Here is a 12,554-nt window from a genome sequence, read left to right as displayed (position 1 = left end):
CGATCGCCATGGAAGACGGCCTGCGCTTCGCCATCCGCGAAGGCGGCCGCACCGTAGGCTCCGGCGTCGTCTCGAAAATCATCGAGTAAGCCGGGTCTGATCGTCTGAATTTGCGGGGCGGTACGCCGCCCCGCTTCACATTCCGGGTTCGACGTGGGGGGCGCATGGTGCGTCCTCGACCTCTCAACCTGAAACGCCGCGAAAGGCAGAACAATGCAATCGCAAAACATTCGCATCCGGCTGAAGGCCTTCGATTACCGTGTGCTGGACGCCAGCACGCAGGAAATCGTGAACACGGCCAAGCGCACTGGCGCGCAGGTCCGTGGCCCGATCCCGCTGCCCAACAAGATCGAAAAGTTCACGGTTCTTCGTGGTCCGCACGTCGACAAGAAGTCGCGCGACCAGTTTGAAATCCGGACGCACAAGCGTCTTTTGGACATCGTTGATCCGACCCCGCAGACGGTAGACGCGCTGATGAAGCTCGACCTCGCCGCCGGCGTGGATGTCGAGATCAAGGTTTAAGGAGGGCTACGGAATGTTGCGCTCTGGTGTAATCGCAAAGAAGGTCGGCATGACGCGGATCTTCCAAGAAGATGGCAAGCAGATCCCGGTAACGGTTCTGCAGCTGGACGGCCTGCAGGTCGTGGCACAGCGTACCGCTGACAAAGACGGCTATTCGGCTGTTCAGCTGGGTGCTGGCGCGGCCAAGGCGAAACGCGTTTCCAAGGCGATGCGCGGCCACTATTCGGCTGCCAACGTTGCCCCGAAACGCAAGATCGCCGAGTTCCGCGTGGACCCGGAAAACCTGATCAACGTGGGCGAAGAAATCACGGCGGACCACTACTTCGAAGGTCAGTTCGTGGATGTTTCGGGCACCTCGATCGGTAAAGGTTTTGCCGGTGCCATGAAGCGGCACAACTTCGGGGGTCTGCGCGCGACGCACGGTGTGTCGATCAGCCACCGTTCGCACGGTTCGACCGGTCAGTGTCAGGACCCTGGTCGTGTCTTCAAGGGCAAGAAAATGGCCGGTCACATGGGCGCCGCCCGTGTCACCACCCAGAACCTGCAGGTCGTCAAGACCGATGCGGGCCGTGGCCTGATCATGGTCAAAGGCGCCGTTCCGGGTTCGAAAGGTGGCTGGGTCACGATCAAGGACGCTGTCAAGAAACCGTTCCCCGAGAACGCGATCCTGCCGGCGGCCCTGAAATCCGCTGCCGAAGAAGCCGCTGCTGCCGCTGAAGAAGCTGCTGCCGCCGCTGAAGCCGAAGCCAAGGCCGCCGAAGAAGCCGCAGCTGCCGAGCAGGCTGCCGCGGAAGAGGCCGCTCTGAAAGAGGCCGAAGCATCGATCGAAGCCGATAAGGCCGAAGACGATGCCGCGCCCGAGAAGAAGGAAGGCGAAGAATGAAACTCGACGTGATCAAACTCGACGGCGGCAAGGCCGGGTCGGTCGATCTCGGCGACGAGATCTTCGGCCTGGAGCCGCGTGCGGATATCCTGCACCGTGTGGTTCGCTGGCAGCGCAACAACGCGCAGCAGGGCACCCACAAGGTCAAGACCCGCTCGGAAACCAGCTACTCGACCAAGAAGATCTATCGCCAAAAGGGCACCGGCGGCGCACGCCACGGTGACCGTAACGCGCCGATCTTCCGCAAGGGCGGGATCTACAAAGGCCCGACCCCGCGTAGCCATGGCCACGATTTGCCGAAGAAATTCCGCAAGCTGGGCCTGAAGCACGCGCTGTCGTCGAAGGCTGCAACGGGTAACCTGGTCATCCTGGACGAAGCCAAACTGGCCGACGCCAAGACCGCGTCGCTGGCCAAGGCCGTCAAGGAACAGGGCTGGAAGCGTGTTCTGGTCATCGATGGCGCTGACGTTGACGCGAACTTCAAGCGTGCGGCTGCCAACGTGGCGGGCGTGGATGTGCTGCCCTCGATCGGTGCAAACGTGTACGATATCCTCAAGCGTGACACCCTGGTGATCACCAAGGCGGGAATCGAAGCTCTGGAGGCTCGACTGAAATGAGCGCGAAGGCAGAACATTACGACGTGATCCGCAAGCCGATCATCACCGAAAAATCGACCATGGCGTCCGAAGCTGGCGCGGTTGTTTTCGAAGTGGCGATCGACGCGAACAAACCGCAGATCAAGGAAGCGGTGGAAGGTCTGTTTGGTGTCAAGGTGAAGGCGGTCAACACGACCATCACCAAGGGCAAAACCAAGCGCTTCCGTGGCCAGTTGGGCAAGCGGAAAGACGTGAAAAAGGCCTATGTGACCCTGGAAGAGGGCAACACGATCGACGTGACCACCGGTCTGTGATCGTAGCGCAAGGCTAACGATATGGCCCCTCGCCGTCCGGCGGGGGGCCCTTTTTTATTGCGGTCTGTTCGACCCAGAATTTTGGCCCCAATTCTTGCCCCAATTCTGGCCCTGTTGCCGGGCCGTGGGCCGCGCATGGTTTTCCTGCGTATCTTGACTAGACTCGCCCCCGAACACGCACTATACCCCGCCCATCGCGTGGCCCCGGATTCGTTCCGGGGCCATGTGCATTGTGAAGTGGGACCTACGGGGCCCTTACGACAACCCAGGCCGCAAGGTCTGAAGCAAACGGAAGACAGAAAGCATGGCACTCAAGTCGTACAAACCGACGACGCCTGGCCAGCGTGGGCTGGTTCTGATTGACCGTTCGGAGCTTTGGAAAGGCCGCCCAGTCAAAGCCCTCACCGAGGGTTTGAGCAAGAAGGGTGGACGGAACAACACCGGACGGATCACGCAACGCCGCCGCGGCGGTGGGGCAAAGCGTCTCTATCGCATCGTGGATTTCAAACGGAACAAATTCGACGTATCCGCCACGGTCGAGCGTATCGAATATGACCCGAACCGGACCGCATTCATCGCGCTGGTCAAATATGAAGACGGCGAGCAAGCCTATGTGCTGGCCCCGCAGCGTCTGGCCGTGGGTGACACCATCGTTGCCGGCGAAAAGACCGACGTAAAACCGGGCAACGCCATGCGTTTCTCGGGCATGCCGATCGGGACCATTGTTCACAACGTCGAACTCAAGCCCGGCAAAGGTGGCCAGATCGCCCGCGCCGCAGGCACCTATGCCCAGTTCGTCGGTCGTGACGGTGGCTACGCACAGATCCGCCTGAGTTCGGGCGAACTGCGTATGGTTCGTCAGGAATGCATGGCCACCGTTGGCGCTGTGTCGAACCCCGACAACAGCAACCAGAACATCGGTAAAGCCGGCCGCAACCGCCACAAGGGCATTCGCCCGTCCGTGCGTGGTGTCGTGATGAACCCCGTCGATCACCCCCATGGTGGTGGTGAAGGGCGGACCTCGGGTGGTCGTCACCCCGTTTCGCCTTGGGGCAAACCCACCAAGGGCGCCAAGACGCGCAACAAGAACAAGGCGTCGTCGAAGCTGATCATCCGCTCGCGTCACGCCAAGAAGAAGGGCCGCTAACACATGGCACGTTCTGTATGGAAAGGGCCTTTTGTTGACGCTTACGTCCTCAAGAAGGCTGAAAAGGTACGCGAAAGCGGCCGCAATGAAGTCATCAAGATCTGGTCGCGTCGCTCGACGATCCTGCCCCAATTCGTGGGTCTGACGTTTGGCGTTTACAACGGCCGCAAGCACATCCCCGTCAACGTGACGGAAGAAATGATCGGCCAGAAGTTCGGTGAATATTCGCCGACCCGGACCTACTATGGTCACGCCGCCGACAAAAAAGCGAAACGGAAGTAAGTCATGGGCAAGGAATCAAACCCCCGCCGCGTGGCTGAAAACGAAGCAATCGCCAAGACGCGCATGCTCCGTACCAGCCCGCAGAAACTTAATCTGGTTGCACAGATGATCCGTGGTAAGAAGGTGGACAAGGCCCTGACGGACCTGACCTTTTCGAACAAGCGGATTGCGCAGGACGTGAAGAAATGCCTTCAGTCCGCGATTGCCAACGCAGAAAACAACCATAACCTGGACGTCGATGAACTGATTGTCGCCGAGGCTTGGGTCGGAAAGAACCTGACCATGAAACGCGGTCGCCCGCGGGCCCGTGGCCGGTTCGGCAAGATCCTCAAGCCCTTCGCCGAAATCACCATCAAGGTGCGTCAGATCGAGGAGCAAGCCTAATGGGTCAGAAGATTAATCCGATCGGCATGCGCCTGCAGGTCAACCGTACCTGGGACAGCCGCTGGTATGCGGATTCGAAAGATTTTGGCGACCTTCTGCTGGAAGACGTGAAAATCCGTGAGTTCATCAAGGAAGAATGCAAACAGGCCGGCATCAGCCGTGTGATCATCGAGCGTCCGCACAAGAAGTGCCGCGTCACGATCCACACCGCCCGCCCCGGCGTCATCATCGGCAAGAAAGGCGCAGACATCGAAACCCTGCGCAAAAAGCTGGCCAAGATGACCGACAGCGAACTGCACCTGAACATTGTTGAAGTGCGCAAACCCGAGCTGGACGCCGCCCTGGTGGCTGAAAGCATCGCGCAGCAGCTGGAACGTCGTGTGTCCTTCCGCCGTGCCATGAAGCGTTCGGTTCAGAACGCAATGCGCATGGGTTCTCTGGGGATCCGGGTGAATGTTGCTGGCCGTCTGGGCGGCGCGGAAATCGCGCGGACCGAATGGTATCGCGAAGGCCGGGTGCCGCTGCACACGCTGCGCGCCGACATCGATTACGCCCACGCAGAAGCCTCGACGCCCTACGGCATCATCGGCATCAAGGTCTGGATCTTCAAAGGCGAGATCATGGAACACGACCCGCAGGCTCGTGACCGTCGCGCCGAAGAGCTTCAGCAAGGTCCCGCGCCCCGTGGCGCCGGCGGCCGTCGCTAAGGAGAACTGAGATATGCTTCAGCCAAAGCGCACAAAATTCCGCAAGATGCACAAAGGCCGGATTTCCGGTCAGGCAAAAGGCGGCACCGATCTGAACTTCGGTTCCTTCGGCCTGAAAGCTGTGACACCGGAACGTGTCACCGCCCGTCAGATCGAAGCGGCACGTCGTGCCATGACGCGTCACATGAAACGTCAGGGCCGCGTCTGGATCCGTATCTTTCCCGATACGCCCGTGACGTCGAAGCCGACCGAAGTGCGTATGGGTAAGGGTAAAGGCTCGGTGGACTATTGGGCCGCCAAGGTGAAACCCGGCCGCGTGATGTTCGAAATCGACGGTGTCAGCGAAGACGTTGCACGCGAAGCCCTGCGCCTCGCGGCGATGAAACTGCCGCTGAAAACCCGCACGGTGCAGCGCGAAGACTGGTGATTTTCGCTTTCGCGAAAATCATCCAGACTGCGGTGTAAGCGGTTTCGCAGAAACCGTCCGGGCCGCACCCCGTTAGAAAATGAGACCCCCGTCGAGCAATCGGCGGGGGTTTTCTAGGTCTGCTGGATTTTGCTTTTCCAAGGCGGAATGGTAAAATTGCGATTGTTGTATTTTGCATATGTTGGAATAGCGATGTTCGGATTCGGTAAGAGAAAATTTCTTAATGAGAACGCATTCTATCTCGCGGACTTGGTCGAAGTGCCGTTGCTCGATGCTCAAAGGTTCTTCGAAAGCCTCAGTTACTTTGATCTTTTGTGGCAATTCTCAAAGCAAACTAAAGGTACGAAGAAACCAAACGTGCGCAAGATAACCCAAGCTACGTGTGAGCACGTAATGGATATGTGTCTTGAAAGCCCGCCACTCTTGGATTTATCGCTCAATCGTTCGCACATGGACCCACCGCTGCTACGGATTTATCGCTCAATCGTTCGCACATGGACCCACCGCTGCTACGGATGTATAGCCTGAAAATCGCGGCTACGTTGTTGTCCAACGGTGATTTTCAAGGTTCAGAAGACGAGAAGACCAACTTCAGGTTCAAGTTTGAAAAGTTTGCCCAAACGAAAGAAGTTCGGTTCAACGGCGAAGAGGTGACACTGCTCGAGTTTTTTCAAGATCCGATGGGAAAATTGCCTTGGGAATAGCCTCGGGTTGTCAGTACTTAAGTTGAAGAATGTTTTTCAACCTCCGCGCAGCTAGGTGAGTTGGTGTAGCCCCAACCCGTCCCCGCTCTCATAGCTTTTTCTCCGCAAAAAACTGCCGTGCACGTGTGGTGTCAGACCGGGGGCTCAGGCCCATTTGTAATTGAAAGACACCGAAATCCGGTCGTATTCCGACATGTTCGCCGGGACCTCGTGCCGCAGCCAGCTTTCCCACAGCATCACGTCGCCCGGTTCGGGGGCGATATAGATGAACGGCTGCAATTCGCGCCGGGCGTCTTTCATGCGCGGCGGGGCGGCCATCATCATCGCGTGGCGCGGATCTTCCAGTTTCAGGGCCGACGCCCCGTCTGGCATCGCCACATAGGTCGTGCCAGAGATCACCGAATGGGGATGGATGTGCGAACCGTGCGATCCGCCCTCGGGCAGGATGTTTATCCACAGGTCCTCGAGTTCCAGTTGGCGGCCATCCAGATCGAACTGCAGATCCTGCGCAAAAGCGGCGACATGGCCATCCAGCGCCGTCACGATGTCGGCAAAGATCGGAAAGCGCCAGGGCAGGTCGGACAGCGACGCATAAGAGGTGTAACCCGGATACCCGTTCGCTTCGCACCACTGCTGGCCCGCTTCGTCATCCTCGGCGATCGCATAGCAGGACGCCTCAAGTTCATCGATGTCCACGGCGGGTCCTTGCCCGCCCAGACGGGCACGATACAGGCGGGTGGCAAAAAGGCTTTCGATCTGCGACATGGGGGCGGCTCCGTAACGGGATTTGGCCTTTGCCTACGCCAGCGCGCAGAAAAAGCCAAACAATCCTTGCCCTGTGGGGGCAGGTCACCTATGTAGCGGCATCGCGCGATTCCCGGGTCACCGGGATTCGTGTGTTTTGACATAACCCACCAGGGCAAAGGTCACCCGCACGGGGCCTTCTGGTGCAAGGAAAAGGACAGGCGAAATGGACGCCAACGACCTGCGTGAAAAAACGCCGGACCAGCTGAAAGATGAGCTGGCAAATCTGAAAAAAGAATCGTTCAACCTGCGCTTCCAGCAGGCGACCAACCAGCTGGAAAACACCGCACGCATGCGCCAGGTCCGTCGTGACACGGCCCGTGTGAAGACCATCTTGAACGAAAAAGCCCGCACGGCAGCGGAATAAGGACGACCGATATGCCCAAACGTATTCTGCAAGGCACCGTGACGAGCAACCAGAACGAACAGACCGTGACCGTGTCGGTCGAGCGTCGCTTCAAGCACCCCGTTCTGAAGAAAACCATTCGTAAGTCCAAGAAGTACCGGGCTCACGATGAAAGCAACCAGTTCAACGTCGGCGATTCCGTCCGTATCCAGGAATGTGCGCCGAAGTCGAAAACCAAGCGTTGGGAAGTCATCGCGTAAGCGATCCCAACTTAATCGAAACCCTGGGGTCAAGGGCTGCTGCAAGCCCCCCCAAAGGTCGGGAGAAACCAAATGATCCAGATGCAGACCAATCTGGATGTTGCTGACAATTCCGGTGCTCGGAAAGTTCAGTGCATCAAGGTCCTGGGTGGCTCGAAGCGGCGTTATGCTTCGGTCGGCGACGTCATCGTGGTGTCCGTCAAGGAAGCCATCCCGCGCGGTCGTGTGAAAAAGGGTGATGTCCGCAAGGCCGTCGTCGTACGCACCGCCAAGGAAGTCCGCCGTGAAGACGGTACCGCGATCCGTTTTGATCGCAATGCCGCTGTCATCCTCAATAACAACAACGAACCTGTCGGCACCCGTATCTTTGGGCCGGTGGTTCGTGAGCTGCGCGCGAAGAACTTCATGAAGATCATCTCGCTCGCTCCGGAGGTGCTGTAATGGCTGCGAAACTCCGTAAGGGCGACAAGGTCGTCGTGCTGGCCGGCAAGGACAAGGGCAAGCAGGGTGAAATCACCCAGATGCTGCCGTCCAAGGGCAAGGCCATCGTCGATGGCGTGAATATCGCCATCCGTCACCAGCGTCAGAGCCAGACCAGCCAGGGCGGCCGCGTTCCAACTGCGGTGCCGATCGATCTGTCGAACCTGGCCATCGTTGACAAGAATGGCAAAGCAACCCGCGTCGGCTTCCGCATGGATGGCGACAAGAAGGTGCGTTTTGCCAAGACCACGGGAGACGTAATCTGATGCTCGACGCTGCAAATTACACCCCGCGCCTGAAGGCCCAGTTCGCTGACAGCATTCGTGCCGCTATGAAAGAAGAGTTCGGCTACAAGAACGACATGCAGATCCCGCGTCTGGACAAGATCGTGCTGAACATCGGCTGCGGTGCCGAGGCGGTGAAGGATTCCAAAAAGGCCAAGTCGGCCCAGGAAGACCTGAGCAAGATCGCCGGCCAGAAAGCCCTGGTCACCAAGGCCAAGAAGTCGATCGCTGGTTTCCGTGTCCGCGAAGAAATGCCGCTTGGCGCAAAAGTGACGCTGCGCGGTGACCGGATGTACGAATTCCTCGATCGTCTCATCACCGTTGCCCTGCCTCGCGTTCGTGACTTCCGCGGCGTGTCCGGCAAATCGTTCGATGGCCGTGGCAACTATGCCATGGGCATGAAAGAGCACATCGTCTTCCCCGAGATCGACTTCGACAAAGTCGACGAGGTCTGGGGTCTGGACATTGTCATCGCCACCACCGCGGCAACCGACGCGGAAGCCAAGGCGCTGTTGAAGCATTTCAACATGCCCTTCAACAGCTGATCGGGAGAACGAACTCATGGCTAAGAAATCCATGATCGAACGCGAGAAAAAGCGCCAGAAGCTGGTGGAAAAATACGCTGCCAAACGCGCTGCTCTCAAAGAGATCATCAACGACGAATCCAAGCCGATGGAAGAGCGTTTCCGCGCCACCCTGAAGCTGGCTGAACTGCCGCGGAACAGCTCGCCCACGCGCCTGCACAACCGTTGCCAACTGACCGGACGCCCGCACGCTTACTACCGTAAGATGAAGGTGTCGCGGATCATGCTGCGCGAGCTTGGCTCGAACGGCCAGATCCCCGGTCTTGTGAAATCGAGCTGGTAAGGAGACAGAGATGAACGATCCTATCGGCGACATGCTCACCCGTATCCGCAACAACCAGATGCGCGGCAAGTCCACCGTTTCCACGCCGGCTTCGAAGCTGCGTGCCTGGGTTCTGGACGTGCTGGCGGACGAAGGCTATATCCGCGGCTACGAAAAAGGCACTGATGCAGCGGGTCACCCGACCCTCGAAATCAGCTTGAAATACTTCGATGGCACCCCCGTCATTCGTGAACTGACCCGCGTTTCCAAGCCGGGCCGTCGCGTTTACCTGGGCGCCAAGGACATCCCAGCCGTCCGTCAGGGCCTGGGTGTGTCGATTGTCTCCACGCCGAAAGGCGTCATGTCCGATGCAGCAGCACGCAGCCAGAATGTTGGCGGCGAAGTGCTCTGCACCGTGTTCTAAGGAGGTCTGTTATGTCTCGAATTGGCAAGAAACCGGTCGAGCTGCCCAGTGGTGTCACCGCCACGGTCTCGGGCCAGACCATTGAAGTAAAGGGCCCGAAGGGCACCCGCAGCTTCACCGCAACGGACGATGTGACCATCGCCCAGGGTGACAATGCGATCACCGTGACGCCGCGCGGCAAGTCCAAGCGCGCCCGTCAGCAGTGGGGCATGAGCCGCACCATGGTGTCGAACCTGGTCCAGGGCGTCACCGACGGTTTCAAGAAAGAGCTTGAAATCAACGGCGTTGGGTACCGTGCGCAGATGCAGGGCAACACCCTGAAGCTGTCGCTGGGTTACTCGCACGAGGTTAACTTCGAAGCCCCCGAAGGCGTTACCGTCACGGCACCGAAGCAGACCGAGATCATTGTGGAAGGTGCTGACCAGCAGCTCGTCGGTCAGGTTGCGGCAAATATCCGCGCCTGGCGTGCTCCCGAGCCCTACAAAGGCAAGGGGATCAAGTACAAGGACGAGTATATCTTCCGCAAGGAAGGCAAGAAAAAGTAAGGAACGCGAAAATGGCAAACAGCAAACGAGACCTGTTCTTGAAGCGCCGCCTGCGCGTTCGGAACAAACAGCGGAAAGTCAACGTCGGCAAAGCCCGTCTGTCGGTTCACCGCAGCAACAAGAACATCAGCGTTCAGCTGATCGACGACGTGCAGGGCAAGACCCTGGCCAGTGCCTCTTCTTTGGAAAAGGATCTGGGCGTTGTCGGCAAGAACAACATCGAGGCCGCCACCAAGGTGGGTGTCGCGATTGCAGAGCGCGCGAAAAAGGCCGGTGTCGAAGACGTGTACTTCGATCGTGGTGGCTTCCTCTTTCACGGCAAGGTGAAGGCTCTGGCCGACGCTGCGCGTGAAGGCGGCCTGAAGTTCTAAGGAGACGATATTATGGCAGAACGTGAAAACCGCCGGCCCCGTCGCGATCGCGACGAAACGCCGGAATTCGCCGATCGTCTCGTGGCGATCAACCGTGTGTCGAAAACCGTGAAAGGTGGTAAGCGCTTCGGCTTTGCTGCCCTGGTGGTTGTCGGCGATCAGAAAGGCCGCGTGGGCTTTGGCAAGGGCAAGGCGAAAGAAGTGCCCGAAGCCATCCGCAAGGCGACCGAACAGGCCAAGCGTCAGATGATGCGTGTGCAGCTGAAAGAAGGCCGCACGCTGCACCACGACGTCGAAGGCCGTCACGGTGCGGGCCGCGTTGTAATGCGCACCGCCCCGACCGGTACCGGGATCATCGCAGGTGGTCCGATGCGTGCCGTGTTCGAAATGCTGGGCGTGCAGGACGTTGTTGCGAAGTCGATCGGCTCGCAGAACCCCTACAACATGATCCGCGCCACGCTGAACGGGCTGACCAAGGAAAGCTCGCCCCGTTCGGTTGCACAGCGTCGTGGCAAGAAAGTGTCGGACATTCTGCCCAAGCGCGATGAAGCGCCGGCAGAAGCCGTGACCGAGGAGGCTTGATCGAAATGGCAAAAACCATCGTCGTCAAACAGATCGGCAGCCCGATCCGCCGTCCTGCCTCTCAGCGCCAGGTCCTGATCGGTCTGGGTCTGAACAAGATGAACCGCACCCGGGAACTGGAAGACACCCCCGCAATCCGCGGTATGGTCGCCAAGATCCCGCATATGGTCGAGATCATCGAAGAGCGCGGCTAAGGCCACACGCCACAAAGAATGCGAAACGCCCCGGTCAGAAATGGCCGGGGCGTTTTGGCTTGTGACATCCTGCGCATCGGGGATCTATGCGAAAACTCACCGTATGATAGTGTCGGATTGGGCAATAATTTTTTCGGTGGGTGGGCCATGGCGGTTTGGGTGGAAATTCTTGAGGCGTTGCGACCTTGGCTTGAGACAATCGGGATGGTCGGATTAACCGGTGCCATTGCCTATGCGACCTATGATTCCCACCGGCGCAGCCTGGTCAAAGACCGTATCAACGTTCTGGAACAGAACTATGATGTCTTGCAGCGGCTGAACGAGGCCGCGTTGTTGAACGATGAGAATCTGCGCGCCGCTGTTCTGTCTGTTCGCCCGGATGATCGCATCAACCTGGATGACGCGCGGATCATTTTCTTTCAGTATTTACGGATCAACCGGCTGTACCGCGCGTACGAATTTTTCCGCCTGAAAGTCATTGATGATGACGAGCTGGATCGCATTTGGGATTCCTATGTGTCCACCTTGGTCAATAGCGAAGCCGTGATTCAGGGTTTGTCGGCGCGCGGCTATCCGAAGGATTTCGTCGCAGAGCTGCTCAAACGGGTGCGCGCGGCCCAAGCGCCGCCAAAGTTTGAGGACCTGGTCGCAGATCTGCGGCTGACTGGGGGGCAACTGACCGAAAGCGACGCGCGCTTGTCCGCCAGACTGTCCGAGTTGGATCAGCAATTGGCCAAGGTGACGGCCAGGAACACCCGTCGCTAGGCCACAGAACAATGTCGGCGCCCTTGATCCATCGCCGCACCTCGTCTATACGCCCCCGGTGGCCCCTTGTGGTCGCAAGAATCAAACAAGAAATGCCGTGTTTGCCCACTCCGTCGCTGGAGGGCATTTCCGGCCAAGGAGAAGCGACATGAAACTGCATGAACTGAGTGACAACGAAGGCGCGACCAAGAAACGGATGCGCGTTGGCCGTGGCCCGGGCTCGGGCAAGGGTAAAACCGCCGGCCGGGGTATCAAGGGTCAGAAATCCCGTTCGGGTGTGGCCATCAATGGCTACGAAGGCGGCCAGATGCCGCTCTATATGCGTCTGCCCAAGCGCGGCTTCAACAAGCCGAACCGCAAGAAATATGCCGTTGTGAACCTGGGTCTGATCCAGAAGTTCATCGACGCCAAAAAGCTGGATGCCAAGGGCGAAATCAACGAAGACACGCTGGTCGAAGCGGGCCTTGTACGGCGCAAACTGGACGGTGTGCGCGTTCTGGCCAAGGGCGAGTTGACGTCGAAGCTGACGCTGAACGTGACCGGTGCGTCGAAATCGGCCGTAGAGACGGTTGAAAAAGCCGGTGGCAAGCTGACCACCGCGGCGGCCGCCGAGTAAGAGGTTGCGGGCAGCCTCTGGGCTGCTTACATCTTCACAAGATTTCCCAAGCGCCGCCGACCGGGAAACGG

At 58.7% G+C, this 12,554-nt stretch carries 25 protein-coding genes; 24 read left to right on the top strand and 1 reads right to left on the bottom strand.

All coding sequences use genetic code 11. From position 1 onward, the window contains the following. The 11 genes from ACP2AV_RS06000 to ACP2AV_RS05950 form a co-directional block, all read left to right on the top strand. A partial coding sequence (locus ACP2AV_RS06000; RefSeq protein ID WP_215942303.1) for a hypothetical protein occupies window positions 1-89 on the top strand: 89 nt, incomplete at its 5' end. 124 nt (window positions 90-213) lie between these two features. Further along, window positions 214-522 carry a 30S ribosomal protein S10 gene (rpsJ, locus tag ACP2AV_RS05995; RefSeq protein WP_108261210.1) on the top strand — a complete coding sequence of 103 codons (309 nt, stop codon included), beginning with the start codon at window positions 214-216 and terminating at the stop codon, window positions 520-522. 13 nt (window positions 523-535) lie between these two features. Then, window positions 536-1,405, top strand: a complete 870-nt coding sequence (gene rplC, locus ACP2AV_RS05990) for a 50S ribosomal protein L3 (protein WP_426371779.1) — start codon at window positions 536-538, stop codon at window positions 1,403-1,405. Further along, window positions 1,402-2,022, top strand: a complete 621-nt coding sequence (gene rplD / locus ACP2AV_RS05985) for a 50S ribosomal protein L4 (protein WP_426371778.1) — start codon at window positions 1,402-1,404, stop codon at window positions 2,020-2,022. The genes rplC and rplD overlap by 4 nt, the downstream gene beginning before the upstream one ends. Then, window positions 2,019-2,315, top strand: coding sequence for a 50S ribosomal protein L23 (locus tag ACP2AV_RS05980; protein WP_426371777.1), 297 nt, complete (start codon window positions 2,019-2,021; stop codon window positions 2,313-2,315). The genes rplD and ACP2AV_RS05980 overlap by 4 nt, the downstream gene beginning before the upstream one ends. A gap of 304 nt (window positions 2,316-2,619) precedes the next feature. Continuing rightward, entirely contained in the window at window positions 2,620-3,462 is an 843-nt protein-coding gene (rplB, locus tag ACP2AV_RS05975) for a 50S ribosomal protein L2 (RefSeq protein WP_426371776.1), read from the top strand. A gap of 3 nt (window positions 3,463-3,465) precedes the next feature. After that, the gene (rpsS, locus tag ACP2AV_RS05970; protein ID WP_426371775.1) at window positions 3,466-3,744 is read left to right on the top strand and encodes a 30S ribosomal protein S19; all 279 of its coding nucleotides are present in this window, start codon (window positions 3,466-3,468) and stop codon (window positions 3,742-3,744) included. 3 nt (window positions 3,745-3,747) lie between these two features. Next, on the top strand, window positions 3,748-4,128 hold the full coding sequence (gene rplV / locus ACP2AV_RS05965) for a 50S ribosomal protein L22 (protein WP_426371774.1): 381 nt from the start codon (window positions 3,748-3,750) through the stop codon (window positions 4,126-4,128). Next, window positions 4,128-4,835, top strand: coding sequence for a 30S ribosomal protein S3 (gene rpsC, locus ACP2AV_RS05960; RefSeq protein ID WP_426371773.1), 708 nt, complete (start codon window positions 4,128-4,130; stop codon window positions 4,833-4,835). Before rplV ends, rpsC begins: the two co-directional genes overlap by 1 nt. Window positions 4,836-4,848: 13 nt before the next feature. Beyond that, window positions 4,849-5,262, top strand: a complete 414-nt coding sequence (gene rplP, locus ACP2AV_RS05955) for a 50S ribosomal protein L16 (RefSeq protein WP_426371772.1) — start codon at window positions 4,849-4,851, stop codon at window positions 5,260-5,262. 494 nt (window positions 5,263-5,756) lie between these two features. Continuing rightward, window positions 5,757-5,966, top strand: a complete 210-nt coding sequence (locus tag ACP2AV_RS05950; RefSeq protein WP_426371771.1) for a hypothetical protein — start codon at window positions 5,757-5,759, stop codon at window positions 5,964-5,966. A gap of 144 nt (window positions 5,967-6,110) precedes the next feature. On the opposite strand, the gene ACP2AV_RS05945 is transcribed toward ACP2AV_RS05950, so the two are convergent. Then, window positions 6,111-6,731 carry a TIGR02466 family protein gene (locus tag ACP2AV_RS05945; RefSeq protein WP_426371770.1) on the bottom strand — a complete coding sequence of 207 codons (621 nt, stop codon included), beginning with the start codon at window positions 6,729-6,731 and terminating at the stop codon, window positions 6,111-6,113. Between the two features lie 205 nt (window positions 6,732-6,936). Here ACP2AV_RS05945 and rpmC point away from each other — a divergent pair, with 205 nt between their 5' ends. The 13 genes from rpmC to rplO all read left to right on the top strand — a co-directional run bounded on the left by rpmC (window position 6,937) and on the right by rplO (window position 12,483). Then, window positions 6,937-7,137, top strand: a complete 201-nt coding sequence (rpmC, locus tag ACP2AV_RS05940) for a 50S ribosomal protein L29 (protein ID WP_426371769.1) — start codon at window positions 6,937-6,939, stop codon at window positions 7,135-7,137. A gap of 11 nt (window positions 7,138-7,148) precedes the next feature. Beyond that, complete coding sequence (rpsQ, locus tag ACP2AV_RS05935) at window positions 7,149-7,376, top strand: 30S ribosomal protein S17 (protein WP_426371768.1); 228 nt, start codon at window positions 7,149-7,151, stop codon at window positions 7,374-7,376. Window positions 7,377-7,448: 72 nt separating this feature from the next. Continuing rightward, window positions 7,449-7,817, top strand: coding sequence for a 50S ribosomal protein L14 (gene rplN / locus ACP2AV_RS05930; protein WP_426371767.1), 369 nt, complete (start codon window positions 7,449-7,451; stop codon window positions 7,815-7,817). Beyond that, window positions 7,817-8,122, top strand: coding sequence for a 50S ribosomal protein L24 (rplX, locus tag ACP2AV_RS05925; protein ID WP_426371766.1), 306 nt, complete (start codon window positions 7,817-7,819; stop codon window positions 8,120-8,122). The genes rplN and rplX overlap by 1 nt, the downstream gene beginning before the upstream one ends. Then, on the top strand, window positions 8,122-8,685 hold the full coding sequence (rplE, locus tag ACP2AV_RS05920) for a 50S ribosomal protein L5 (RefSeq protein ID WP_426371765.1): 564 nt from the start codon (window positions 8,122-8,124) through the stop codon (window positions 8,683-8,685). The genes rplX and rplE overlap by 1 nt, the downstream gene beginning before the upstream one ends. A 16-nt stretch (window positions 8,686-8,701) precedes the next feature. After that, window positions 8,702-9,007, top strand: a complete 306-nt coding sequence (rpsN, locus tag ACP2AV_RS05915; RefSeq protein ID WP_426371764.1) for a 30S ribosomal protein S14 — start codon at window positions 8,702-8,704, stop codon at window positions 9,005-9,007. Window positions 9,008-9,017: 10 nt separating this feature from the next. Beyond that, on the top strand, window positions 9,018-9,410 hold the full coding sequence (gene rpsH / locus ACP2AV_RS05910) for a 30S ribosomal protein S8 (protein WP_426371763.1): 393 nt from the start codon (window positions 9,018-9,020) through the stop codon (window positions 9,408-9,410). A gap of 11 nt (window positions 9,411-9,421) precedes the next feature. Next, on the top strand, window positions 9,422-9,955 hold the full coding sequence (gene rplF / locus ACP2AV_RS05905; protein ID WP_426371762.1) for a 50S ribosomal protein L6: 534 nt from the start codon (window positions 9,422-9,424) through the stop codon (window positions 9,953-9,955). A gap of 11 nt (window positions 9,956-9,966) precedes the next feature. Then, a complete protein-coding gene (rplR, locus tag ACP2AV_RS05900) occupies window positions 9,967-10,326 on the top strand; it encodes a 50S ribosomal protein L18 (RefSeq protein WP_426371761.1) in 360 nt (119 codons plus the stop codon). Between the two features lie 12 nt (window positions 10,327-10,338). Continuing rightward, the gene (rpsE, locus tag ACP2AV_RS05895) at window positions 10,339-10,908 is read left to right on the top strand and encodes a 30S ribosomal protein S5 (protein ID WP_426371760.1); all 570 of its coding nucleotides are present in this window, start codon (window positions 10,339-10,341) and stop codon (window positions 10,906-10,908) included. 5 nt (window positions 10,909-10,913) lie between these two features. After that, entirely contained in the window at window positions 10,914-11,102 is a 189-nt protein-coding gene (gene rpmD, locus ACP2AV_RS05890) for a 50S ribosomal protein L30 (protein WP_426371759.1), read from the top strand. A gap of 147 nt (window positions 11,103-11,249) precedes the next feature. Then, entirely contained in the window at window positions 11,250-11,867 is a 618-nt protein-coding gene (locus ACP2AV_RS05885; protein WP_426371758.1) for a hypothetical protein, read from the top strand. A 148-nt stretch (window positions 11,868-12,015) separates the two neighbouring features. Next, window positions 12,016-12,483, top strand: a complete 468-nt coding sequence (gene rplO, locus ACP2AV_RS05880; RefSeq protein WP_426371757.1) for a 50S ribosomal protein L15 — start codon at window positions 12,016-12,018, stop codon at window positions 12,481-12,483. Window positions 12,484-12,554: the final 71 nt, after the last annotated feature.

Origin of the sequence: Aliiroseovarius sp. PTFE2010 (assembly GCF_049943335.1) — a bacterium.
Classification (GTDB): Bacteria; Pseudomonadota; Alphaproteobacteria; order Rhodobacterales; family Rhodobacteraceae; genus JBNFVY01.
This window is presented reverse-complemented; position numbering and strand designations above follow the sequence as displayed.